The sequence below is a fragment of the Pseudomonas sp. HD6422 genome, assembly GCF_025377065.1.
Taxonomy (GTDB): domain Bacteria; phylum Pseudomonadota; class Gammaproteobacteria; order Pseudomonadales; family Pseudomonadaceae; genus Aquipseudomonas; species Aquipseudomonas putida_U.
On record NZ_JAHWIW010000057.1, the window covers coordinates 1 to 24,955 of the forward strand.

Below are 24,955 nucleotides of genomic sequence, written 5' to 3' on the forward strand. Positions count from 1 at the left end.
GCTGACGACTCATGGCACCTCCTATTTGGGCCTCATTATGAGGCTTGGAGGTGTCTACGAAACTAGGGGCGATTCATTAGGTCGGTAAATCACGCCAGTGCAAAAGCTGGCCAACAGGAGAAAGGCGGAAATGAATAGCCCATGCCGAGTGACCCGAGCGGCTTACGGCACTCGGTTCAGTGACGTTTCACGGTCGGGCAGCTACGCCCAGTTCGGTCGCCACCATGGTATCTGTAAGTCAAGGCCTGCCCGACTTCTCGACACAGGCCTTACACCGCAAGATCTGTGTCAATTGACGTGGGTTTGGAGACGTGTACTGCTGACGAGGGGTAGGTGACGTTGCGTATCCCTCTCTAGCATTTGATTGAGCAGTATATTTGGTGGTATCAAGCTGCCATCCTTGATGCCGACAGTGAGCCATGCAGTGCCTGAGATGGTGACTGTCACTCCGGATAATTGGCAATAACGTACGAGGTCGCATTGAGTTGGTGAGGGCCTTTACAACTGAGGGTAGGAAGGGATGCCATTAACGCTTACGCCAGTAGTCCACGCGGCGCTCTGTCATGGGGCCCGGTGGACAGTGGCTGATGAGGACGAGCTAGCGCGAATGGTGGGTCGCATAGCCCTGGGCCAGTCGCGCCATGTGGCGGCGATACTTGCCTGCATCGATAAAAAAGCGCCTGGCACCCGCGCTGACACAGCAGCAGGTGCAATCACACTGCTTTCAGTACCAAAAGGTGCAGATCCCTATCATCGAGATGGGTGGGTCTTTCAAGCAATCTCCTGGATTGCGGCTCATCGGAGTTCGGTTGGTGCGATTGTTCGAGCCCCCCACAACATCGTCGCTCATAAGGGCTTCGACGGCATACAGCTAAAGCTAGATGACGCAAATGAAAATGTAACTGCTGTTGTCATTTTCGAAGATAAGGCTACGGAACTCCAAAGAAAGACAGTGAGAGAGGATGTTTGGCCAGGCATAAGGGCTCTCGAGGAAGGCCAAAGGATGCCTGAGCTAATTCAGGAAACCGGCGGAATCCTTGAGGCGCACATGAACCGTTTTCCTGACTTAGATATAGACGCAGCGGTCGAAGCGATTGTTTGGGAACAGGCTCGACATTACCGTGTCGCCATTACAGCTGAAGCTACTCATGACAAAGACAAGCGCCGTGCCTCTCTATTCAAAGGATTCGACCAGGTCGCTCCCGGAGATATTCTGCGTAGGCAGGCAGAAACAATCGCCATTCCGAATTTGCGTAATTGGATGAGTCAATTTTCGGCGAAAGCCATTAAGCACATCGAAGCATGGAGAGACAATGTTTGATCCGATAACAGTCGGTTTGATAAGTGCTGCGCCTCCACTTCACTCGCTTAACCTCGAGGAGCTGCCACTGCAGTTCACAAACGCTTTCGCTGAGATCGTTGCCGCGCGTGTCAGGTTGCGAGGAGCTATCGATAATGAGGGACGTGGTAAGGTGCTGGACGAGCTCCTTGAGCAAATGGGCCGATTGGCGGCCACACAAGAACTCTTGGTAGCGACTTCACCCGAGCGTTCCGACCGCATGGCGGCAGCATTTGTAGCTGGCACGGCGCACCAGCTTTGTCTAATGGCTCAAACGGTGGCTGAAAACATTGAAAAACGAGGCCCTTACATCGGCGTTGCTCGTGTAGCACCTGAGATATCCAGTACGTTGCTTTTCTTGATTGCAGACTCACAAAGCGATGCCGCCGAAATGGCAAAGCGCCTTACACCTTTAAGTGATGGGCAATCATCAGAAAGCCAACTAATCAGAGCCATTAGGGATTTAGCTATGGGGCGTCTTGAGGCGTCCTTACCAGTTGACGGTGGGTTTACTTATGATTCTCCCATCGATACAAGTGGGCCAGGCCTCGCGATTGATGCGCTGCTTAGGCGGCTACATGAGGCCGTACGGGAGCTAATGCGCGAGCTTCTTTCCCGCCCCCGGCCTTCAGTGTCGCTCGAGGTCTCCTCGGCCAAGAAAATGCTCGCCGAGGTCATAGAGTTGTGTGTTGCCCCTATCGAAGATGTTTTCGATGCTGACGGGCCTCATGCAGTCAGTATTTTTCCTGGCCCTTTACACCTTGCGAAACTTCTATATGCCGTAGCAGGTGATCTCGTATCAGCCAGCCTATGCAGAGTGAGTGCCCCTCCGGGTATCGATGAAAATCAATGGTGGGGAGTAGTTCGTAGGTCCGCTGGTAAGCGCCCGTATTTGTGGCACAACCATCGCGCCGCGCTCAGTCAGGGATATCTCACAAGAGGAATTTCCTCCGCTATTAGTTTCCCTACCGGCGGTGGAAAGTCCACCCTCGCGGAGCTTAAGATCGCTGCGACGTTACTGCAAGGTAGTAAAGTGGTTGTTTTGGCACCGACTCTAGCACTTGTCGATCAAACGGCTTTCACCCTTCAGAATGCATTCAACGGTTTCAGCGTATTTGGCGACCTCGATGAGGAGATCTCTTTTTCCGTAGAGGCGGACCTGCCAGAAATTATCGTAACCACTCCTGAACGATGCCTCATGCTGCAATCTTTACAGCCTGACTCGTTCAATGATGTTGGTTTGGTGATGTTTGACGAGTGCCATCTCTTACACCCAAGAGAGGCAGATCGTAGCCGTCGCAGCATCGACTCAATGTTATGCATTCTAAATCTTACGCATTTAGCACCGAAAGCAGATCTTCTGCTGATATCTGCGATGATGCAGAACGCCGAAGAGATTTCAGGATGGATTGCGGAGCTAACAGGTAGACCCTGTCTGGCACTTGATTTAGCCTGGAAACCAACTAGGCAGGCTCGTGGATGTGTAGCTTACAGTGCTGAACGCATATCAGAGCTTGAGTCGTTGCTCCGCACCGAGCTTGCGACTTCTACCACACAGGGGGTTCCGGCAAAACTCAAGGCCAAGCTTAATGCCGCACCATTCGCCTTTTTTTGCCTCAGACAGACTTGGTCCACCCGCAATCGAGACGACTATGCCCTCATGGCGTTGCTTGACAAGCCGGTTGCGTTCGGAACCGGAGTGGTTAAAAAACCCAAAAGGTGGTACCTCACGCCAAACGGCAACCAGGTCGCTGGAGCTATCGCCGCTGCCGCAGCGGAGGTGGGGCTGAAAACTCTGACGTTCGTACAAAGCACTATTATGGCAGAGTCCTCGGTACGTCATTTTAGAGAGCTGCAGCCCACTCAACGTACGCCACTCACTGACGAAGAGAAATCCTGGCGAAAGCTTGCAGAGGAAGAGCTTGGTGGTGAGCAATATTGTTACTTGCAACTCGACTCATCTGGTTGCGTCAAAGGTGGCGCTGCCAGTCACCACTCTCAGTTGATTAAACACGAACGACTGCTTCATGAGTCGTTGTTCAAGCGTCGTGACGGCATCAGCGCTCTTTTTGCAACATCAACACTCGCTCAAGGAATGAATCTGCCGAGTGACATCGTACTCATTGCGGGCGACAGCAGATGGGATGAGGCGGGCGATAAGATGAAGCAACTCGACGCACATGAACTTCTAAACGCTGCCGGGAGAGCGGGTCGCGCCGGCGAAGGGGGTCAGGGTTTCGTTCTAGTCGTGCCTAGCAAAATTATCAACCTAGACGACAAAAACAACAGTATCGCCAAGCATTGGATGACATTGCAGGGGATTTTCTCTCAATCTGACCAGTGCTTGAAAATCGACGATCCTCTTACAGGTCTACTGGATCGTATTCACAATGGTGTTCATGGGGGCAATGAAGACTACCTCCTCACACGTCTACCAATCGGCGAAAAGGCAGCGCCGGATGAGTTGATAAAGTCGGTGATCGGAAGATCCTTTGCGGCGTTTCGTATGCGTCGGGAGAAAAATCTAGAGTGGATCGAAAGCCGAATTGAATCAGCCCTCAGGCGGCGTACCGAATTAACACCCGGCCAAGAACTCAACTGGCTGGAAAAAGTGGCTTCTTCATCTGGCCTTCCTTATGAGATCGTGGCGAGCTTAAATGAACTAGTCGAAACTGATACTTTCACCGGCGGCTCGTTGAATTGCATAAAATCATTATTCGATTGGTTAGAAACTCGACCTGAGTGGCTGCTCCAGTTGATCAGACCGACTGATATCGAAGGCCTTTTTGGCAAGGAATATCGCGCACTGGAGAGCGATCATGCAAAGGCGAAGATGGCTCTCCCAGTGATTAAATTACTCCTAAGTTCATGGATGGCTGGAAAACCGCTATGTGACCTAGAGCGTGCAATAGGAACTGCGGAGGAAAATATCAAGACCTGTGAGACTGCTCGGCATTTCTCCGCGCGTTTAGCCGCAGATCTCGCTTTTATCGCAGGACTTCCGGCCAGAATCCTTACCGCAAAAGCAGTCGCCTCTGGTGAGGCCCCATTAATTTCGACAACCTTGCTCACCTTAAGCGGAGTGGTTCGAAAAGGGTGCGCTAGTCCAGAGATTCTTGCATATTCGGTTTACCTTAAAGGTACTTCACGACCAGGTGCTCGTGCCCAATTTATAAGAATCCAACCTTACTTAGCTCCTAGCAGCGAATATGAAAGTTTCGATGAATTGTCAGCGAGGGTACGTCTAGCCCATGCGCTGGCGACATTGGCGGGCTAACAAGAAACCGGTAAGACTGAGTAGCCAAACTTAATTCTGCTGAACTTTGGAGCAAAATGACCGCCCGCTTCTGAGCGATAGTTATCGCTCACGAAGGGCGGTTATGGTTCGACCTCACCCGAAGGATGGCGCGAATTTAGCCAATCCTTAACAAACCGTCAATGAGTGTTTTAAGGAATCAAATTGACAGGGGATAATATGACTGAACGTGTACTTGATTGGCGCAATCGTCGTGCCTGGCTAAGAGCCATTCCTAGGTATGCCTCCCTGATTTTGACACCCCATGTTCGCAAACGCCTTGAGCGCGCCCGGCCGGATTGCTGGTCAGATGTAATGGATTGGTTGCCTAATCATGAGCATATAGTACCTGCATTTTGTGACGCCCTTTGGGGTTACTACACTCATGCTAAGGGGTTTCATGGATGCAGGCCGGAAAGCCTATCTTCTTATTTTGAGGATGGCCTAAAAGGGCAGGCTGTAGAAAGAATCCTGACAAAATTCCACAGAATTTACGCCGACGTTCCGAGCGAGTTGCGGCAACGTGCTATTGAGCGGATGCATCAGCGTGGCCTAAGCGAACGGGGCCGTACTTGGCTATCGAGTGACGATAGAAAAATGATCGAACAACATGGCCATTACATTATTCACGGTAGTGAGTACCTGATGGCTCTTGCTGCTCGTATGAGTGACGGAGATCGATGGGGGGAGGACTATCGATTACGCCTGCGGCAGATCGGCGTCCCTACGATTTTAGAAGTCAATATCCCAGTAAATCTGATCCCTGAGGCGCAGAGATGCGAAGTCGGAAAGATGATCCTCTCTGAGTGGGGGCAGCTTCGAGCGAGAAAGCCGCTGGGAATGTCGTCGGCGCCTTGCTATGCAGTTAGACACGACATACCTGCTGAGTGCATTAAAAATCACTACCATCCAGCGCAAATAATTGATTTTCATACGGACCACGGGACTTACGTAAATAAGACTTTGACTTGCGAGTTTTGCTGCTAGGGACTGATAAAACTTGAACCTATGCAGACAGACCAAAACACCACCGCAAACTATTTGGGAATGGCGTTTTGATCCGGCAATGACGCTGAGCTCCGATAGATTAGAGTTAGATATCTACAAGCTGCTCCAGTTTTATATTGCTGCGGCGTTCCAAAACCCTACGATGAGAAATGAAATGCCCCTTTCCAGGAGAAATGGTTGGAATGTAGAAGTCTGTTAAGCTATCACCATATCCAAGCATTTTTTCAGCTGCTGCAACATGGGCTGCCAGTGTGGCTAGCTCATGTGCAGCCCTCTCAAAGCGGTCAGCCCAATAGAATCGAGCAGCCTGAAGAACCTTCGAGTTCAAGTTGTTAAGTTCACCCTGCTTCTCTTGAATAGCATCATCAAGCTCCGAGAGCTGAGAATTAAGTGCAGACGATACTGTATTAGCACCTTGGAGCGTCTGTTTTACTATCGCCAGCGCTTGCGACGCTTTCTGCAACAATCCCTCTGCCTTGCGTTCAATCCCGCTATCGTTCTCCCCCATCGCTTGGGCGTATGCTTGGGCGGCTTCATGTTCATCGCGTTCCGCAGCTTTGAATTCGCGCTCGTGTTTCGCAACAAGACCTGCCCTTTTGGACTCCAGCGTCTCTCGCTTTTCGTACAGATTTTTAATTTCACTCTGAATTCTGGCTATATCTTTTCTTGCCTGCCGCACGTTTTCAGAGGCGGACTTTACACCCTCCTCCCAGCTAACCAAACCCTGGAGTCGTTGAATCTCTCGAGATAGCTCATCAATTTTAACCTTAGCATTGGAGTAAGGCGCGATCTGATCCCGAGGATAGACAGGTCTTCCCTGACGGCTATTAGCGAATGTTTTCTCTGCCTCGTCAGCGACGGCTTTTAGCCGAGGAAGATCTCTCTTCAAGCTTGCCAGTTCTGTTTGGCATTGTTTTAGCATGGACGAATTTGTGCTCATTTTAGACTCCAATAATTAAATTCAGGTAAGCGCAGACGTAGGCAGGCCGAGCCTATAAGTGGCCACCAATCTCCCAGACAGTTAAATGCTATTAGTTAGTCGCTAAGCAATACGTTTGAATTTACAACATACACCCGCCCTTTCGGCATTCCGGGTAGTGTTACGGATTGGGCGGCTTTTCCATCTCCGCTCGGCTCAAGTATTCCGCGCGCGACTAGCTCTCTATTTACATTTCGCAAGTTCATTCCTTTAAAAACCTCATCACGCCAAGTTGTGCCGAGGAAGTAATAGGTCACCGACGTATATAGAGAGTCACCAATGCCATGATCCATAGTCCTGCGAAAGCCAAGACGGTCTACTGTACGTGGCGCATGGTCATCGGTCTTCGCGGCAATAGAATCCCATCGCGTGAAGCGACTTTCTCCATAGCGCTCCACCATGCCGCGCAGTCTGGCCACGATGGCGTCACCTTCCAGGTTTCCAGCACCGCCACGTTCAGCCAACCAAGCATCCAAGCACACACGGGCGGATTGCAGCGCTAGACCGTCTGGCCATCCTGTAACGCCCAAGGCTGTGGCCAACTCACCCGCCGCCGCTGCCAGTCCGAAGCGAGTTGCGGCACGCTGTGCCTGGCCACTGGCGCTGGCAGGTAATGCCTCAGTCGTAAAACGCTCCAGGGTGCTGCGCACCATGGCCGCATATGCCCGTAGCTTGGCGGGCTCACAGAGGGCCGACAGGAAGGCCAGGGCAGGCGTGCCATAGCATCGGCTCACCCGAGCCTTGAGTGCATCCGACAGCGCAGCGGCATCGTCGAAGCCATGCAGCTCTTCGAACAATCCTAACCCTTTGCTAGCGTCAGCCGGTACGGCAAGCAGTCGCACCTCCATACCGGCTTTCAATTCCTTGTTTGCCTCGGCCATGTGTTGCGCCAAGGTCTTCTCCCCGGTGGAGAGAAACAGTAAGCGCCACTCCTGAACTTGGCGCCCGCTCATGCCCCGATCATTGGCCCGCGCCTTGCCGGTGCCGTTGCCTAGCATGTAGACCGTTTCCCCGATGATCCGTGGGTCACACATCCCGATCTCATCAAGCACCAGCAACCCGTCCGAGTGCGCCGCCGCGATACTTTCCAGGGCGTTATCGGTAGATCGCCAGGAACGCACCAGACGCGGCCCACCCCAAACCGAGGCAGCCACCTGCAAGTGGGTGGTCTTCCCGCCCGAGCTATCGCCGTACAGGTGGAAACCGCCCGACTCGTGCCCCAGTAGATGCAATACCGCGCCAGCGAAAGCCACGCACACGACGAACGCCAGGCGGTTATTGCCCACGCAAAGCGCACCGATTTGCTGCTGCCATTGTTCCAGTGTCCCCGCCTGAGTGATCGGGGGAAGCTGGGCACCGGCTTCGTAGAAGTGCAGATATTCGGCGCTGGCACCTACCTGCTGATCTGGCAACAAGTAGGCATCCCCGTGCCAGCCTAGACGAGTGACCAGGCGAGCACGCTCAGCACTGTCATAGCCCTGCAAGTAGCTCTGAAGATCATTGCGCGAGTTGCGAGCAGTGCGCACGGGCGCCAGTCGCAGCCCCATATCAACCAGTGGCGCGAGCACTTCCTTGCCAAAGTCGCCCGCCATTGCTCTAGCCGGAATGTTGAGGCGCTTGTTGGCCCCATCCGGGTCATCGAACTCCACCAGCAAGCCCCAGCCGTGGCCCTTTTCGTCACGGGTGCGAGCCAATATCTCTAGCCGTGAACAAACCGGGCGTGCTTCGCCATCCTCACCGGCATAGAACACCCCATCCTTGGTGACACGGAATCCACTCGGGGCCGGGGCGGTTTTCTTCTCAGGTTGCGGCTTGGCCTGGCCAGTGGTCTTGTTCTGCTTGGCGGGAGTGGGTGTGGCGGCAGGTGCGAGGGCGAACAGCTCTCTGGTGCGCTGCAGCTCTGCCAAGTGTTGAGCAGTCCAGCCTTTGGATTGGGCATCCGCAGCATCGTCACCTTCGCCCCACTCACCGCCTGGGGCGAAAGTGGGGCGCTCACCGTCCATACCAGGGAGTTGCCCGAACACCTTCAAGGCTACCGTCTGTACCGAGGCAGCTCCAAGCTTTCGCAGGTGGTCGGCCAAGGCATCCATGCACTTCATGCCTGGGGCATCGTTGTCAGGCCACAGCAACACGTCACGCCCGACTAGCGCCGCGAAATCAGCCTTCTGCCAAGAGTTCGTCCCGTTGGGCCAGCAGGTGGCAACATGCTCGGGCAACAGCTCGGCAGCGGCATCGGCGGCCTTCTCACCTTCGCACACCACTACTAGTGCCAAGGGGCGTGTAGCCAGCTCATCAAGACGCAGCAGCGGGCGAGGCTCGGATAAACCCTGCCAGCGCCAAGCCAGCGAGGCATTTACAGAGTGTTTGCACCAGGTGAGGGGCGCGAACACCTTACGCGGCGTGCCGCTCTCATCCGGCCCGAGGTCGAAGCGGTACAGCACCATAAGTGGCTGACCGTTGGCGTCACGGTAAATCCAAACCTTGGAAGGTTTACCGTGCTGCCGGTGCACTTGCAGTACCTTCTGCATTGCTTGCTCAGGAATGGGCAGCACGGGCACCCACTCTGGTTTCTTAGCTTGGCTGGTGGGAGGCGTGATGTTGGAGTTGCTCGTCGCCTCGACACCGAGGAAGGCTGCCAGTTTGTTGCACGCCTCCACATCGGTGCCGCGATCAAGGTAGCGCACCAGGTCAATCAAATCACCGCCTTTGTCACCGGTGGCGAAGTCGCACCAGGTGGCTTTGGCTAAGTTCACCTTGAGCGAGCCTGAATGTTTGTCTGCTCTTGTTGGGTTGGGGGCGGTGTATTCCTTGCCACCGTCTACGCGCTTGCCGCCCGGAAGCCAGTGGGCCAACACGCGGTCAATCGCCGCGCAGGAAGCGGCCTTGACCTGCGCAAAGGTCGGATGCCTGGAGTTGGGCATCTTCCTGCTCATGCCTGGCCACTCTCGGCAATCTGAATCCCTGTGGTCACATCATCGACAAGAGCCTTAGCTTGCTCACCCAAATAGTGCGCAGCCCACACAAGCGCATTGTTGTCGTCGCTCACGCCTGCTAGCTGCGTCAATTTGTTCACGCAGCTCATGAGTACCGACGCCTGCTCCAACGCTTCCTCACCGGAGATATCGGGGCATACCCGGAAAAATGGTAGATTCGACGAGTTGTGCTTAGAGAAGGTGGCACCGCCCGCTGTATTAACCTGAATGCGCCCGCTCATTTCCGCCCCCTTTCCGCGACATGGCGGGTCGAGTCGTCGGCATGCACGACCAGGGTGCGAATCTGCTCCAGCGTCCCACGGACGTCCCACAGGGCACCGAGAATCACGCGGTTAGTCAGGCGCTGCCCCTGTTCCGCCTCGAACTGATCCTCCAGCAAGCACAACACTGCCTGAGCTCGCTCAACAGCGCAGGTAATCGCATCAATCGGGACGCCAGCGGGCGCCTGTGTGGAAATGCAAAGCAGGTCTTCGGGTTGAGAGTAGTGCTGTAGTTGGCTATTCATTGGGCACCCCCGTTTGCTTCCAGGGCGCGGGCACGGGCCATCGCCGCGTTGTAACGCGCCAAGCGGACGGAGAGGGATGAATTGGCGTGCAGTGCCGCAATAGCACGGGCCTTCAGGGCGGCAATGTGGTTCTGGAGGGCGGACGGATTGAGGGCGTGCATGGGCAGAGCTCCTTCTTAAGTGGGAGCTGCCACGGTCCGTCGCCAAACGGATTAGGGTGGCAGCTGTGCGCAGGTTGGCGAACCGGGTAAGAAGGAACCCGGCAGACCCGAAGGTCTCCCGCGCACAGCCGCCATAACACGGGAATGCGGGCACAAAAAAAGCGCCTGCAAACGTGATGGTGGCGCCTGTGCGCCTTCTTAAGATCGGGTCGCCAAACCCGGTCGCTGAATTTGCAGCGACGGGCGCAGAGTAACGTGTGAGCCGACGAAGCGCAAGCTGAGTGGTGTTGGTAGGTTGCATGGCTCTCGGCCATGGAATAGAGTGAGCGGGCACAATAAAGCTCCTCAGACGCCCTCGGTTGCAGCCGAGGGCGTTTTCGTTAGTGGGTAATGGCCGGGCGACGCTCAAGCTTGAGCCAAGTGAGATTGCGGCCTTGCCTAGCCTTCTCATACATCTGTTCTAACGCGTCGGGATTGGCCAGAACGTTGGGCACCAACTGCGCTGCATCCTGAATTACTACGTCCTCAGGCGTCTCGACAGCGAGCAGCACCCAATCGAGGGTCGGCCAAATCAGCAGCAGAACGTGCGCCCCTTTGGCCAGTGCTTCGTCGCGGAGTGTTTGCAGTCGCTCTAGTCGCCCAGGCGAAGGTGCCTTTGGACCCAGTTCGTCTATGGCATCAAGGGCAGCGGCGGGCAGAAAAATAGGTTTCATGCGGCGCACCCTCGCAACCAGGCCGCAACTCGCTGATCCTCCGCGCATTCGCGCTCATACTCAGCACGCAGCATGCGGCGGCAATCATCAGTGTTTACGCGGACCCATTCGGACAGACCATCACAGTTCTGCTCATGCTCTGAGGACTGCCAAAACAAGTTAGTGGACTGCTCTGCGCGTTGGCTGATACGGCGGGCATCAACGTAGTTGTGTTCGGCCGCTTTGCGCTCAGCCGCTACTTGAGATTCCACATAGGCAGTCCACACCTCTGGGCAATTTGCATAGACCGCATCACTCCCTACGAGCCAGTAAGTGACCCACTGGTTTAATTCGCTTGATGGCGCCGCCTCTCCAGCAGGATGGGTAATAGCGAATACGCCCGATCCCATCACCTGTGCTGGCTCCATTCGCGTCCTCTGCTGGCGCAACACGGCAGGCAGTTCCCAAGGGGAAGGAACCAGCGGAAGCACTAGGCCATCTGGGTTGAAGAAGTGCGCCTTTCCTTCCTGGCCATTCCAACTTACACCTGCGACGGTACGTTGCTTCCAGTTGTTGCGGCCCGTCTGGTACAGGGCAAAGCCAATTCCGTATGTGTCGAAGAAGGGGCCAGTGAACGGCATGCGAGCGGATCTCATGCAGTGATCCCCCGAGCTTCAATACGTTCACGCGCCCAGCGCTGCACTTCTGCGAGAACAAAGCCCACAGGTGCTCCCCGTGAAGTGCTGTTGCTTAACGGCACGGGGCGGGGAAAGGTCGGATCGTCCTTAAGGCGCTTGTAGATAGTTGCGCGAGCTAGACCGGTCATAGCCACTACATCAGGGAAGCGAATCAGCGTGGCGGCAGGGTCAAAGCCTGGAGCTTGAACAATATCCTGGCGCAGATTGCGCTCCGAGACTTTGCGGGTAAGCGCACGGCAAGGAGTCGATTGGGCGGGAGCTTTGAAGGTTTGATGCGAGGACATTAGATTTCCCCCCGAGGCGCGGCGGGGGTGTGGTGCCGATCTGCTAGCCAGGCGACCAGCTCGGTGCGCTGATAACGGATACGTGCGCCGCAGCGGATGAATGGGAGAGCGTGTCGACCAGTGCTACGCCAGGTGGCCAGGGTCTTGACCGATAGGCCCAACAATTGGGCAGCCTGCTCAGGCGTGAGCAGGTCAGCGGGTGAAACAGTTGTCACAGTTCGATTGAGTTGCATGTGATGCCCCCGGGTTTGATGAAACCAACGGTGGCAACGGTATGGGTATGAAGGGAAATGAACCTAGTTCACTTCCCTTTCATTGTCGGCTGATGGCAAAACTCCCCCATCACGTAACACCTTCAGTACGGTCTTCCGCGTAATACCTTCTGCGACAGGCATCCCGGTAATGATCCCCGAAATCTCACGTGCCGACCTGCCTTGCGCAAGAAGTCCTTTGCCTGTACGACAGATACGTTGGTCACGACTGACACTATCCTGTCGCCTGGATGCCCCACTCTTCTCTCCACCTTTTCTACCAGTCTCTGCGCGAGATTTCTTTACTGCTTGTTCATTAAGTCGTGCCATTGCTTCGGGTGAAATATTTGGATTCCGATAAAGCTCCGCGAAGATGATGGAATTGCGTGCGCGCCCCAGCAGATCGGCCGCCGACTCCCTTGCCTCGATCTCAGCAACTGAATCCTCAAGGCGGTGGTCGTTAATGATTGCGGCGTAAACCTCGGGATAATTAATAATCGTGTCTTCAACAAGCGCGCGCCCAGACGCCTCGACCATTCGGTCAGCCAATTGCGCTAGCCATGTGCGAAGAACATTTATCGCCCGACAGCCATATGCCATAGCGAGTGCTGCCGCAAGCTGTGAATCGGTGGCACGCTCCGCCCATGAGCCCGCGTTACGCACTGCCCAAGCGATGCCTAGTGCTGGAAACCGATTCAGCGCCTGCTCAATGTTATAAAGCTTTCGGCTGATCGCTGCTGCTGCCTCAATTGCCCATTCTTCGCGCTCATCGGGGCGCCACATTTCGACACCAGCCGCCACTAGATCAAGCGCCTCATTGAAGCGCTCGGCGAATTCGCCATAAAGCGGCAACCCCTCCAACTCCAATTCAAGCTCGTCGAGGTCGAGGTTAAGAGGACTAATTAATTTGCCCAGAGTCATAGCAATGCGCTGTTAGCTATTTGACGATCCCCCTGCCCCGATTGGCGTAGACAAAGCCGCGCCGGGCCTTGATTGAGTGCGTGAGCGCATCGGAAGAGCGGCCAGCAGGAGGGGGAGGAGGCTTGCGCTAGCGTAGACGGGCGCACGGAGCGAGCCACCTCGTTCAGAGAACACCTTGGGTGTTCCGGCGCCTTCGTGTTCCGCCGTTTAGGCAAAGGTGTTCCTTGGCTACAGACCGCGTGTTTTTTGGCTTCCAGCGATTTTGGAACACCAAGAACACCAAGAACACCAAGAACACCGGCTTTCAATTGAATACTTGTTTTCATTGCTGTCCAATCATGCCAAATGCTCCACGTACCACATTGCTTACTCCCTCCCCCACGCGAGCAAAGTCATAAGGCGTGATGTGCTTCTCTCGGTTGGCATCCAGATAATCGGCCCACCACTGAACCATAAGCCGGCGTTCCTCAATGTACTCGGCCTTGTGGATGTAAGCTGCCCGCACACTATTACGCTCTTGGTGGCTCATCTGGCGCTCTACCGCGTCCTTGCTCCACAGTCCCGATTCGACCAAGGCAGAACAGGCCATTGCCCTGAACCCGTGCCCACACACCTCAGTTTTGGTGTCGTAGCCCATGCGCCGAAGCGCCTTGTTCACCGTGTTCTCGCTCATCGGCTTCCAGTGGTTGCTGTCGCCAGCGAACACCAAGTCGAAGCGCCCGGTGAGCTGGCGCACCTGCTCGAGCGTGGCCAGTGCCTGGCGACTCAGAGGCACCAGGTGGGGCGTGCTCATCTTGGAGCCGCGATGCGAGTTCTTCACGCCCTCGATCTGCTGGCGCTCGCCGGGGATCTCCCACATAGAACGACCGGTGTCGATCTCTGGCCAGCGAGCAAACCGCAGCTCACTGGACCGGATGAAAACCAGAAGGGTGAGCTGGGTGGCCAGCCGGGTCAGCGGCCGGCCGGTGTCGCCGTCGATTCTCTGCAGCAGCTCAGGCAGCCGATCCAGCGCCAGCGCAGGACGGTGAACGGTCTTGCGTGTGGCGGTTGCGCCCTGTAGGTCCACCGCTGGGTTGGTGTCGATGTGCCCGTGCTGTACGGCCATACGCATAATTCCGGTCATGTACTGCCGTAGCCGGCCAGCGGTATCCAGAACCTCGCGCTTCTCTACCGCCTTGAGCGGCGCCAGCAGGTCGCGAGTCTTCAGGCCGGCCACCGGGCGCTGGCCTAAGGCCGGGAGCAGGTAAGTTTCGATCCGCCGCCACACCGTCGCGGCATGACCTGGTGACCATTTCTTGGAACAGGCCTCATGCCAGTCCTTGGCCAGCACGCCGAAGGTGTTGGCCCTAGCATTCACCGCTTCGACCTTCCCCTGCCGGGCGCTCTCAATCGGGTCTTTACCATGCACCAACAACTCCAGCGCTTCGGCTCGGCGGGCGCGGGCGGCTTTGAGTGTCAGCGCTGGGTAGTTGCCGAAGGTGGCCAGCCCCTCTCTGCCATCCGGCCGCTTGAACTTCATGCGCCAGATCTTGCTGCCGTTCTTCTTGACCAGCAGGAACAGGCCCTGACCGTCGAACAGGGTGTAGTCCTTGTCCCGCGGCTTAGCGGCCTCGCATTTGGGGTCTGAGAGGGGTGTAACGGTGCGTGCCATAGGTATACGTTTTCTCGTCGAACCGGCGTATACCCTAACGTATACCTAAAATCGGTATATGCCTAGAGACAGAATGAGACAGCCAAAGACAAGAAAGCCCGCACTTGGCGGGCTTTTCAGGGGATTCCGTGTACAAGAAGAGACGTATCGGAACAGTAGAATGGTGCCGGAGACAGGAATCGAATTTGTACCATGCATCTCAGTAAAAGCAGGCAATCCATGGGTTGTATAAATTGAATAGGTACTCAAAAAGGCACTCAACCCAATCGAGTCTGACGATCACTGGGCGGAAACAGTGATCGGAATCGAACCGGCACGTGAGGACATGGTGGTGAGAGAGCAAGCGCACTGATGCCTCATCAACCAGCATGCCTACGGAAACTCCGATCAAGTCAGCACAGGTCAGGCCGCCTGTGCTGACTTGATCGGAGTTTCCCTAAGCGTTTCACATAAGCAAAGATCGACTGAGACGTCCAACAGCGTCTCAGTCGATCACCTGTGAGGTTCAGCGTGAAGATAAGCGATTTTTGCTTATACGGTTTGGAGGGAGCGCTTCAATACGCGGGTCTTGAAATCCTTGACCAGCATCAGGAAGAGCAAACCGAAACCAATATAGCCATTGACCACGTATACCACGTTGATCAGTGCATCGAACGGCACATTCAGACCAACCAGCGTGCCCACGGTGCAAAGCACACACAGCAGCAGTCGATGACGAATGCTGAACTCATCTGGCGCGAAGCGTTTCACTGGGGCCCAGAGCAGCGACGCTGCCGTGGTGTAGATGGCGGCGAGAATCACCACCGTGATCAGGCCGGTCAGCGAAGGGGAAATTTTTTCAACCAGCACCAGGGATGGGATCTGCGCAGTGGCAACATCGCTGAGGTTTGCAGCCAGGCCCAGCATCATGGCCAGCACGGCCAGGGAAAAAAGCAACATCCCCAAAAACGCACCACCCCCTGCCTCTGCCCGGCTCTTGCTGGTACTGCCCAGGTTGGTCATGAAGACCGCCAGCCACATCATGCAGAAACCTACGTAGGAAAGGCAGGCTGTAAACCAGTTGCTCCCGGCCTGCAGAACGGTCTTGCTTTCGGTCAATGGCTTCAATACGGCAGGGAATTCAACCAGCCCCTGGGTGTTCATGACGACACCTGCCACACCTATCATGATCGCTAGAACCGAAAGCAGAGGGCCGATCGAACCCACCACGCTGATCAACCGATTGAAGCCGAAGAACAGCGTGACCAAGGTCAAGCCCCCCATCAACACGCCGCCATACCAGTTAGGCCAGCCAAGTTTCTGATTGAGCGCGGCCCCCGCTCCGGCAATCATCACCCAGAACGACATATACAGGAAAAGCACCGAGAAATAGTCGAAGAAGGCGCCGAGTTTTTTACCGCAGTAATACGTGAATATTTCCTTGGGCGCGCTGAACTTTTGTTCGTAACCCGCCATGACGAAACTGAACGCAACATAGGTAAAGAGTGCAAACATCAGGAGGATACTGATCAGCCCGGCATGACCATAGGCGACAAAGTACTGCATGATTTCCTGGCCCGTCGCAAAACCTGAGCCGATGAGTAGTGCAATGCATGCACCACCAATAATGAACATTCTGGAGACATCCAGGGTTGACTTTGGCATCCTCATGATGAGTAGCGTCCTCTTTTATTATCATGTGCCCAGGCATGACCGCCTGTAGGCAGTACAAAACGTGACGGCTCCTGCCGTATTCGCCGACGTCCAACGATTAAAACTAACGAGTGGAAAGCTCGCGATAAGGCTGCCTTTTGCTGTACTCGTTACATCAGTAATGTACGTGCCGCTTTTGCATGGCGAACCTTCCCAATGCGCCGCCTTCATGCCAGATTGCGACTCGCCGCGACAATTGTCCTTGAGCCAGGATGGGGCGTTTTGGGAGCTGAATACCGGGGTCTAAAGAGACCGCTGTAGCAGCCCGCGTGAACATCAGCGGGTCAATTGATCGAGCTAGACGCAGCCCATTTCCCTGTGTTGAAGGTGGCTACCGAGCCGTGCCGGTATAGTCTGATTGTAGGCGTTTGGTATCTAGTGATTTTGGATTAATGCTAAAAAATATCTGGAAAAGGATCGGTAAGATGGCCATTAGCGAAGAGAAAGACAGACTGCTATGCGCCGTGCTGGCGCACGAATCGATCTTATGCAGAAAAGCGTATGATGAATTCTTCGATATGGAATTCCAGTTAGCCACCGGTGGCAATAGTGTTGAGCAGATCATTCTCGCACATGGGGCTTTTCAGTCGTTTATCCATCACTTGTATGAGTTCTGCATCGCACTCATTCAGCGAAACCAGAACAGCCTTGATCAAATAATAGCTGTCGATGCCGAAAAACACATAATGGTAGCGATAGAGAAAGCGTGGAAAATTGAGCGTAAAAATCCTAATTCTTATTTCTATAAGATGACCGAGACGAAGTTTTACGGCATCTACGGTTGTTTCCCCAAGCATTTCAGGCAGGCAAGAAACAATTCAGCCCACGCATTGATCAAGAGGGCGAAAAGCGGTCAGTCACTAGCTGAATTTTACTCACTTTATCGCATGATACTTAAGTTGCTTTTTGCTCATTTGATACAATGGTGGAAGAACATAGACATAGAGCAGACTAACTGGCACGACATTGGGAAATTCAACATTCACGAGATCGCGATGCAAGACGTGCACGATCACTTGGTGGCGCTTGGTAAGCCTGGCATACCAGGCTACCCCAAGAAATAGTAATAATGATCGACACCATGAGCACTATCTCTACTGGTCATCATTACCCACTAGATAACTTGATCCGGTGGAGCAGTTAACGCTGATCATTAGTAATCGCATCTAATCTCTATTCACCTCAAAGAACAAGATTTTAAATCTAACTCACAAACCGGATCATAACGCTAGGAAAGCTTTGCCCCCTTTGTACGGTTACAACGCCAGCATAAAGCTTGGAGGTTATCCTCGGTCGTGGTTCCTCCCTTGGAGATGGGAGTTATATGATCAACCTCTATTAATAAATTTGGCTCCTCCTTAACCGAAACCCAGCATCGCTGACATGTATTATTGTCCCTTTGTTTTATTTTTTCACGAAGCTGCGGAGTCATCAACGCTCGCTGGCCTTTAGCGCTATTTTTTAACCGAAGCTTGTCACCAATGTATTTTATAAATTTCTCTAGATTTTCCATATCAAGAATAATGGACACCTCGTAGGAGCTATTCCCACCCGAGGAAACATATTGAAACCTATAAGTCTGAAAATCGATATCAAATAAACGCACAGGTTCAAAGCCGAGTTCTTTCGCTAAACGACTCTTGCTGAGCTTGTAAAATAAGGAAGGCAGCGGGTCAGTGAGGGTCTGCATAAGCCGATCCCTCTCTTGCTCAAGCAGGATTTTCCCCTGGTACGCGGCGAGATAGTTGTTAAGCGCATTCTCAAGGTGAGATAAAGTTTCTTCGCTAACATTTATGTCAAAGTACTTACAGAGATACTTGAATGGTTGGTCATTAGCAGCTTTGCAAACGGAGGCCGAGCAATTGTGAACATTTCCATCTCTTTCGGTTTTTTTCCATTCGTTCCGCTTGAAACGATATCGACTGGTATCGTAACGATCACCAAGACCATAGTCATAAGAGTTAATATAAAGCCGTGTTTTCTTTAGCTCTTCAATGTGCTCATTTAGATTATTGCAATCTATGGTGTGCTCTTCAATACCAAACTTCAACTTAAGAAATTTTTCGTTATTAAAATACCAGTAGGAATATATCTCCCAGACACCCAGCAAGAGGACTACAGAAAAGAGGCCTATTTTACCATTTACAGATAGAAAAACTCCCGGGAAGATTGCATCAAGAATCATAAATAAAACTACAGATGCGAGAAAAATCCTTACCACTCGACTGCTTCCCTATCTAAAAACATTCAAAGTCACGAACGATTGTGACGAATCATAACTACGTTGGTTACATCCGATGCAAATGGCTAGTCAACAGGAATGATCTCCGCGTCTTGTTGCGAAAAACCTCAGAGCCCCCAACCTTGAGTGTAATGCAACTCACTTGGTTTGATACAAGAAGGAAGCGCCTGGGCGCTCCCTTTCACCTCTGACAGGGCGATACTCAGCCGATTAGCGAGCGCCGCTGTCCTTTTTCAAACAAGCACCGGACTCCCCGACCTTGCTTGCAGCTCTCAGAGTCGTTAAAAAATCTCGTTCGATGACCTTCCCGTCTCGCACGCTGGTGAACGTCGCTTTTCTCATCCAGAGATGATCTTTCCTGCTCTCATTAGGCACTACGGTGAGCTCGATTTCCACTGCAGGGCTTCCTGAAAACACTCCGGAGACCTCAGGTTTAGTGAACCGGAAAGTCAGCTCATTATCGTCTGTTGCAGCCACGCTCTGTTCGCTGGTGAGAGGAGCTCCCAGCTTCGCAGCGATTGGGAATCTGGCCGAGTACAAGGCTTTACCGTCGTGGACCTGCTTTGTGATATCCAGAAGATATTGCTCGCGATCCGAGGCGCTAGTAGGGGTCGCGCACTCCTCTCCCTCCGCAGCGAAGTATTTCCCCTCAAAGGCGTAATCGCTCTGCCAGCACCCGACAAGGGAGGCGGATGCCACGGCCAGCATCACCAGTTTCCATTTTTTCACACAGCACACTCCTTGATAACAATTTGCCATTATCACCACTCCCCCTGTCTTGAGCCACCAGACGCGCCTAAGGCGTTGAGTTCCCTCACAAAAAGCTGGGCACGAAACTCATCAAGGCTCAAAAGGGCTGGCATCCAGTAGAGTCGGATGACCGGTCCTTCCGACGCCACAAATACCCGTCGTCTCACCGCCAATCTCCAACTCCAGGAAGGAAACATTGCAGATAGCACAGCAAGATCCTTCATATCGGCATACATCATGGTTTGCCCTCGTCAATCCCTTCCCGGAGCTCAATCCACTCGGCAATGGCCCATAACCCCACGCCCAAAATTGCCAACCCGATTACCAGCCAAGGAGGTACTAAGCGATTCGTTCCCAGCCAATACCCTCCCCCAGCGCATATAACCGTGATCAAAAGAGTCTTCATGCTTATCTCCACTCCCAGTAGAGGGGGAAGCAAAACACCACTTGGCATGGTGTCATTGGGCCCCGGAAAAAAATGCTCACTACCCCAAGTGGGAATCGAGGAGTTCTTGGCGGATCTCAAAGGTAAGCCGGGGTGTATCAACAGTCCCCCAAAGCACGAGAGGGTGCGCCGATAATTCTCAGTGGTTTTTCGGAGATTTTCGCTGGATAGCCACTGGTGTGGCGCAGGCTTGATTGGGTCTGGCGACGCCATGCCAATGGCAGGGCGAAGAACCAGAGAGTCATCTCAGAGGAGCCTTAAAGGTGAGCCACTGGAACGGCAGTTGCGAGCTTGTGCGGCCAACTGCTTCGGCAACGCAAAAGCGGTGCCCCCAATTGAGTTTTTAGGGCGCCGCAAATGCATCTGTTGGCTTCTTTCGGAAATGGAGGGCTTGTACAGATGAGCCCCGCAAATAGCGACGTCATCATCTGTACCAGGGCGGTCAGCGCCGCCCCTCTTGCCCGAACTCTAGCGTCTAGCTTTCGGTGGGTTTAGCGATCTAAAACCAGGGCTACCGGGCCGAAATGTGGGAATCGAGCTAGGCCCAACCGGATTGGCTGACGGTGGCATGGATGGAGGGGTTTCGTTGCCCGACTGAGTTTTAGAGCCACGCCTACGCCCAGTCGAGGCCGCTCCCGCTATGCTAGCAATTCGGGAGCCCATCATGGCAAAACCAACCGCTTTCATACCTAGGCGTCCTACATCGCTGGCAGTTGCCACAGCGCCGGACAGGCTACCAGCCAAACCTCCCAACGATACACCTAGCATACTCGAAGTGATCCAGGTGGAAATGCCCAGTGATACAGCTGCAATAGCTGACATCAACCCACGAAGACCGTCATAGTCCGCCCCGACGCCTGACCACCCACTAGCAGCCCCCGCTTGGGCAACCGCAACAGCAGCCACAGTCTGGGACACCGCAACAGTGATCATCTGTGCGGTCATAACGGAGATGACCGGCAGCATCAGCAGCGACAGCCAATTGGTCAACATCCTACCGCCCCTGAGAGGTGCGAGCATCAAAAAGAACGGCGCGAGGAGTAACACAATCCAAAACAACCAGGCTGACATGATCACATAACCAGGTAACAGCGTTTGCAGATCAAGCCACCCGCTGAAGTTCTTCCACATCTGAGCCGCGGCTAAGAAGCTTCCAGCAACCTCACTATCCCCACGAGAGAGGCCCGCCGTTTTCTGCAATGAACCAGCCATGAATCGCTGCCAAGCTGTCGCTGTACTTACAGCCCCCACCTCAGCGCTTACTCGCTGCCCACTTGCTATAACCGCACCCGAGTCGCGCAACGCCTGATACGCCTGCTCAGCGCCCATCTGGGCAATTTTGTATGCCTCGATGCAGCTGGTGGGTCGAAACATTATTCCTTGATCGTCGCCGACGATAGCCGACTTCTGCCCTGGCACTGTGCTGATCGACAAGTAAGACGGCGTAGCTTGAGATTCCCCTGCAAGTTTGGCGGCCCAATGCGCTTGCGTTGGCAGCGCATAGCGGTCCCCCATGAACGGCCCGGCAGCTTCAAGAGCACGAATACCGGCCTCACGACGCGACTGGATAGCTCTCTGGTCAAGCACCTGACCCAGACTAGTCCGGGCAGCCCCGCCGCCTAACAGATAAGCTCCCCAACCACCATTTTCTTCGGCTGAACCGAAAACATACGTCCACGCGCCGCCAATAGCCGTGCGTGCTTGTGATATCACGCCGACTTCTTCATCCGGTATCCCCAAGCCACCACCGCCGAGCAGCCCGATAGCCTGCAAAGCTTCCACTTTGGCCGCGTGCTCGGGACCGGCAAGCTCAGCCGGCGCCGGGGCACAACTGGCGTTGTAATCTCTAATCAGCCGGGCCAAATCACTACCGGCAAACACTTCGGCTGATCGACCTACCATGTTGTCAATCGCGGACTGCGCAGGGACGATTGTCCCGGCCACTGTTTGATCACTCAGGACCTGATCAAAAGCCTCTCTGTAGATTTTGTGAATCGTCATCACGAAACTGAGCGGCACCGCCTGAGCTTCGACCAGCCGGACCGTTGCTCCGCTTGGAAGAGTCACGGTCACGGGTCTCATTCCGTACGCCACAACCAGAAAAATCATAAATCCTGACAACACCGTACGCGCAGCTCCTTGCCCCACGCGCAATGCAACGAGCAGCATCCATCCAAATCCAACCGCAACGATAAGCGCGTTGCTAGTTTCGTTGAATGCGACAAATAGCGGCTCGGTGGCAGTCAGGATCGTCAACGCAACGTTTTCCCACAGCCCGAATACCCAATTGAATCCGGCGAAATCCTCAGCCGTGCCAATGCTCATCAGGCCGCCCGCCGACAGATGATCCAACTACGCAGAGCCAAGCCACACCGGACAGCCCAAAGGAACACCCAGAGGACACCGAAGACCGCGCCCAACAGAATGAAATACTGCGCAGTCGGAGCGGCTAGGAGGCTTCCGGTGAGCTGGACCGCATCATATTGGGCGAGTACGAGTTTCCCATATGGTGGAAAAATTGATGCGGCGATCAGATGTAGAACGCAAAGAATGGGCCCTAGGAGCAATCCCAGCCGACCTGCCCACCTGGTAAGGAATGGCATACGCATCTGAACCCAGTCCAAGAAAATCGCGATTTTCATCGTCACATCACTCCAGTGATAAAGGATACGTATCGATCCTATGAATCCACTGGCTGCGGTTCTACCGAACCCTATGTAGTTACTGCTACTGGTTCTGCTCGCGCCCCGTGCCCGCTATGTAACGCTCCTAAACGTCGCGCCACATAGCGGGCACCATCGAACGGTTTGATTTCGCGCAACAAATACAACGCAGCGCAGTTGCGTTGTTTGCCCTCCCCCATTTTCGTAAGCTGATCACGAACCAAACCGCACTGCCCGGCAGTCTCGTTACCCATGTGATTCATGGGTTGGGACAGTGGCAGGGGGCTCGGCCTGCGTCATCGCGGGCATTAGCCCATCGGCCACACCTGCGTCATCGCGTGTGTGTCCGGCCCAACGCCGACTACATATCGGGACCATCAACGACCAATCACTTGAGGAGAGAAGACAACCCAACATGGTCAGCCAGACCCAATGGCAGCCGAACCTGAGCGGACACTCAGGAACACACTCGGAGAATCCGAGTAGGCGTGAACAGTCCCCGCCTGCATCTCATGCTAAGGGGGGCGAACAGGCACACAACGAACCATCTGCGGATGGTGTGTCGCTGAACCGGCAACGGTCAGGAGTTCTTACACCTGATAGAGAGAATCCCATGAGCGAATTCGATGCGCAGAGCATTACTGCACGCCTCAAGGCCGAATCTAGGATTCGGAGAAAACCCCGAACCTATGCCCAACGTCGCTCATTGCTGGATAACTATAAGTACGAGCTGTTGCAGCTTGATTCCGCAGGCTGCAATGGCACTGAACTGCAACGCTGGATAGCGGAAAAGGGTATCAAGATTCAGCGCTCTACAGTGCACCGATGGCTACATCGGAATCGCCTGAGTGGCTAAGTTTGCCAAGCCTACAAAGCAAGCTGCATCCGTGATGAAAAAGCTCCAGGGCACCCACATTCGATCCGTGGGCACTGTCCGTAACTACGAGCAGCGGTTGGTACGCATCACCGCTTACCTACAGGAGCATCGCTTAGGCAGCCTTCGTGAAATGACTCCTGATCGCGCTATTAGCTACCTGCAGCAAAGAGCGACGACCGTGGGCCAGAAAACCCTGGATATGGAGCGTCAGGCTCTCCAGGCCATGATGCAGCACGTCACCCTAAAACTGCCGCTAGGCCAGACTCTAGAAGTAATCAAGAGCAGCGCGACCGCTCGCACGAGCACGAAGGAGCATCCGACTTTGGGTCGCCGTTTGGCCAACCAAACACGAACATATAACCGCGAGCAGATGACGCTGATCGCCTCTCGGCAAGCGCCTCACAACTCGCTTGCGACAGAGATTGCATACGCAGCGGGTCTCCGTGCACATGAATTGCTGAGCCTCCAAAGAACTCATCGCCGTGTAGCGGATGAACGTCCAACGCACGGGATGAAATTTGCGGGAATTCGGGAAACCACGATCAGCTACACCGTTCACGGTAAAGGTGGACTGGTTCGTGAGGTGCGTATCCCGATTCCGCTGGCTCAACGATTAGAGAGGACCCGGCTGGCGGCACCACGGGTCGTAACGGATCGCGGCATCAACTACCAGCAATTCTATGCAATAGGCGGCGGCCAGCCTTGGAGCAAAAGCGTCAGCACTGCCTCGAAGGAGGCTCTCGGCTGGTCAAATGGCGCACATGGTTTACGGCACACGTACGCTCAAGAGCGAATGGCTTCACTACAACGTCATCTCCCACGGAAACAAGCCTTGGAGGTGGTCTCACAGGAACTGGGCCACTTCCGCCCTGAGATTACCGAGGTCTACCTACGTTGAGCACCACCGTCGATCCAACCCTGATTCACAGCTGCCTTCTCTTCGTTTTAGGTGCTTCGCTCATTCTAATTGTCGTGCTCCTCCTACTACTTATCGAGAGCAAAGAAGCTATATCGCAAACTGAAACATTGCTGGATGCCAGCACTCAGCGACAGCTAGCTCTGCACAGAGAACAAGGCGAAGAAATTGAAGCTCTCGAACAGCTGCACCTTGAGCGCTTAGCTGCAACTGCAACGCATCATCGACGTGAGGTAGCTAGCCTTATGCAGATTCTCGGTATCGCAGACCAAGAGCGAGACGCCGCGATTAAGGCCGCCTCTGACGATCAGAGACAGGTCAAGTTGATGCACGACCGCATCGCTTACCTAAACGTGCTGATGGAGACATGGGCTACTGGCGACGATGCGACGGCCGCAGTCGTGAAACAAGCCCTCCAGAGGGATCGTAATCTCTTCACATAGTCAGTTATTAGCACCCAACTGCAAAGCAGCGATTAGATTTGATTAGTAAGTGATTAGCAGCCTCCCGTGGTACGTAAGCGTCCGGCGAACTCACCTTGCGTAAGTCAGGCCGGCACCCACTGATGCGGCAGCAACTGTCCGATCTCACTG

The 24,955-nt window shown here is 54.3% G+C and carries 22 protein-coding genes; 7 read left to right on the plus strand and 15 right to left on the minus strand.

From position 1 onward, the window contains the following. Positions 1-580 precede the first annotated feature (580 nt). From KY379_RS26050 to KY379_RS26060, 3 genes are all read left to right on the plus strand, one after another. Positions 581-1,321, plus strand: a complete 741-nt coding sequence (locus KY379_RS26050) for a hypothetical protein (protein ID WP_261242072.1) — start codon at positions 581-583, stop codon at positions 1,319-1,321. Beyond that, positions 1,314-4,616, plus strand: a complete 3,303-nt coding sequence (locus tag KY379_RS26055) for a DEAD/DEAH box helicase (protein WP_261242070.1) — start codon at positions 1,314-1,316, stop codon at positions 4,614-4,616. Before KY379_RS26050 ends, KY379_RS26055 begins: the two co-directional genes overlap by 8 nt. Positions 4,617-4,814: 198 nt before the next feature. After that, the gene (locus KY379_RS26060) at positions 4,815-5,621 is read left to right on the plus strand and encodes a hypothetical protein (protein WP_261242069.1); all 807 of its coding nucleotides are present in this window, start codon (positions 4,815-4,817) and stop codon (positions 5,619-5,621) included. A gap of 106 nt (positions 5,622-5,727) precedes the next feature. Here the strand turns inward: KY379_RS26060 and KY379_RS26065 are convergent, their stop codons facing one another. The 12 genes from KY379_RS26065 to KY379_RS26120 form a co-directional block, all read right to left on the minus strand. Beyond that, the gene (locus KY379_RS26065; protein WP_261242067.1) at positions 5,728-6,582 is read right to left on the minus strand and encodes a hypothetical protein; all 855 of its coding nucleotides are present in this window, start codon (positions 6,580-6,582) and stop codon (positions 5,728-5,730) included. A gap of 95 nt (positions 6,583-6,677) precedes the next feature. After that, positions 6,678-9,554: a DUF927 domain-containing protein gene (locus KY379_RS26070; RefSeq protein ID WP_261242066.1), complete on the minus strand. Its 2,877-nt coding sequence runs from the start codon at positions 9,552-9,554 to the stop codon at positions 6,678-6,680. Beyond that, the gene (locus KY379_RS26075) at positions 9,551-9,835 is read right to left on the minus strand and encodes a DUF3077 domain-containing protein (RefSeq protein WP_261242062.1); all 285 of its coding nucleotides are present in this window, start codon (positions 9,833-9,835) and stop codon (positions 9,551-9,553) included. Before KY379_RS26075 ends, KY379_RS26070 begins: the two co-directional genes overlap by 4 nt. Beyond that, positions 9,832-10,002: a hypothetical protein gene (locus tag KY379_RS26080; RefSeq protein WP_256816227.1), complete on the minus strand. Its 171-nt coding sequence runs from the start codon at positions 10,000-10,002 to the stop codon at positions 9,832-9,834. Before KY379_RS26080 ends, KY379_RS26075 begins: the two co-directional genes overlap by 4 nt. A gap of 113 nt (positions 10,003-10,115) precedes the next feature. After that, positions 10,116-10,280 carry a hypothetical protein gene (locus tag KY379_RS26085; RefSeq protein ID WP_261242061.1) on the minus strand — a complete coding sequence of 55 codons (165 nt, stop codon included), beginning with the start codon at positions 10,278-10,280 and terminating at the stop codon, positions 10,116-10,118. A gap of 380 nt (positions 10,281-10,660) precedes the next feature. Next, positions 10,661-10,993 carry a hypothetical protein gene (locus KY379_RS26090; RefSeq protein ID WP_261242060.1) on the minus strand — a complete coding sequence of 111 codons (333 nt, stop codon included), beginning with the start codon at positions 10,991-10,993 and terminating at the stop codon, positions 10,661-10,663. Further along, positions 10,990-11,613, minus strand: coding sequence for a hypothetical protein (locus tag KY379_RS26095; RefSeq protein ID WP_261242059.1), 624 nt, complete (start codon positions 11,611-11,613; stop codon positions 10,990-10,992). Before KY379_RS26095 ends, KY379_RS26090 begins: the two co-directional genes overlap by 4 nt. An 11-nt stretch (positions 11,614-11,624) precedes the next feature. Beyond that, positions 11,625-11,873, minus strand: a complete 249-nt coding sequence (locus tag KY379_RS26100; protein ID WP_261242079.1) for a helix-turn-helix transcriptional regulator — start codon at positions 11,871-11,873, stop codon at positions 11,625-11,627. Positions 11,874-11,953: 80 nt separating this feature from the next. Then, the gene (locus KY379_RS26105; RefSeq protein ID WP_084167974.1) at positions 11,954-12,187 is read right to left on the minus strand and encodes a helix-turn-helix domain-containing protein; all 234 of its coding nucleotides are present in this window, start codon (positions 12,185-12,187) and stop codon (positions 11,954-11,956) included. Between the two features lie 63 nt (positions 12,188-12,250). Then, positions 12,251-13,126: a hypothetical protein gene (locus tag KY379_RS26110; protein WP_261242058.1), complete on the minus strand. Its 876-nt coding sequence runs from the start codon at positions 13,124-13,126 to the stop codon at positions 12,251-12,253. Positions 13,127-13,448: 322 nt separating this feature from the next. After that, positions 13,449-14,777, minus strand: coding sequence for a tyrosine-type recombinase/integrase (locus tag KY379_RS26115; RefSeq protein WP_261242057.1), 1,329 nt, complete (start codon positions 14,775-14,777; stop codon positions 13,449-13,451). 531 nt (positions 14,778-15,308) lie between these two features. After that, positions 15,309-16,391: a membrane protein gene (locus KY379_RS26120; RefSeq protein ID WP_033738346.1), complete on the minus strand. Its 1,083-nt coding sequence runs from the start codon at positions 16,389-16,391 to the stop codon at positions 15,309-15,311. Between the two features lie 503 nt (positions 16,392-16,894). Between KY379_RS26120 and KY379_RS26125 the strand changes: the two genes are divergently transcribed. After that, on the plus strand, positions 16,895-17,533 hold the full coding sequence (locus KY379_RS26125) for a hypothetical protein (protein WP_200929073.1): 639 nt from the start codon (positions 16,895-16,897) through the stop codon (positions 17,531-17,533). A 164-nt stretch (positions 17,534-17,697) separates the two neighbouring features. Here KY379_RS26125 and KY379_RS26130 read toward each other — a convergent pair whose 3' ends face one another. From KY379_RS26130 to KY379_RS26140, 3 genes are all read right to left on the minus strand, one after another. Beyond that, positions 17,698-18,654, minus strand: a complete 957-nt coding sequence (locus KY379_RS26130; protein ID WP_216891711.1) for an HNH endonuclease — start codon at positions 18,652-18,654, stop codon at positions 17,698-17,700. A 267-nt stretch (positions 18,655-18,921) separates the two neighbouring features. Beyond that, on the minus strand, positions 18,922-19,440 hold the full coding sequence (locus KY379_RS26135; protein ID WP_200929071.1) for a hypothetical protein: 519 nt from the start codon (positions 19,438-19,440) through the stop codon (positions 18,922-18,924). 934 nt (positions 19,441-20,374) lie between these two features. Next, positions 20,375-22,231: a hypothetical protein gene (locus KY379_RS26140; RefSeq protein WP_261242054.1), complete on the minus strand. Its 1,857-nt coding sequence runs from the start codon at positions 22,229-22,231 to the stop codon at positions 20,375-20,377. 951 nt (positions 22,232-23,182) lie between these two features. Here KY379_RS26140 and KY379_RS26145 point away from each other — a divergent pair. The 3 genes from KY379_RS26145 to KY379_RS26155 are packed head-to-tail and all read left to right on the plus strand — an operon-like array spanning position 23,183 to position 24,805. After that, positions 23,183-23,425 carry a hypothetical protein gene (locus KY379_RS26145; protein WP_008091975.1) on the plus strand — a complete coding sequence of 81 codons (243 nt, stop codon included), beginning with the start codon at positions 23,183-23,185 and terminating at the stop codon, positions 23,423-23,425. Continuing rightward, the gene (locus KY379_RS26150; protein WP_261242053.1) at positions 23,418-24,344 is read left to right on the plus strand and encodes a site-specific integrase; all 927 of its coding nucleotides are present in this window, start codon (positions 23,418-23,420) and stop codon (positions 24,342-24,344) included. Before KY379_RS26145 ends, KY379_RS26150 begins: the two co-directional genes overlap by 8 nt. Then, entirely contained in the window at positions 24,341-24,805 is a 465-nt protein-coding gene (locus tag KY379_RS26155; RefSeq protein WP_200929070.1) for a hypothetical protein, read from the plus strand. The genes KY379_RS26150 and KY379_RS26155 overlap by 4 nt, the downstream gene beginning before the upstream one ends. Positions 24,806-24,955 lie beyond the last annotated feature (150 nt).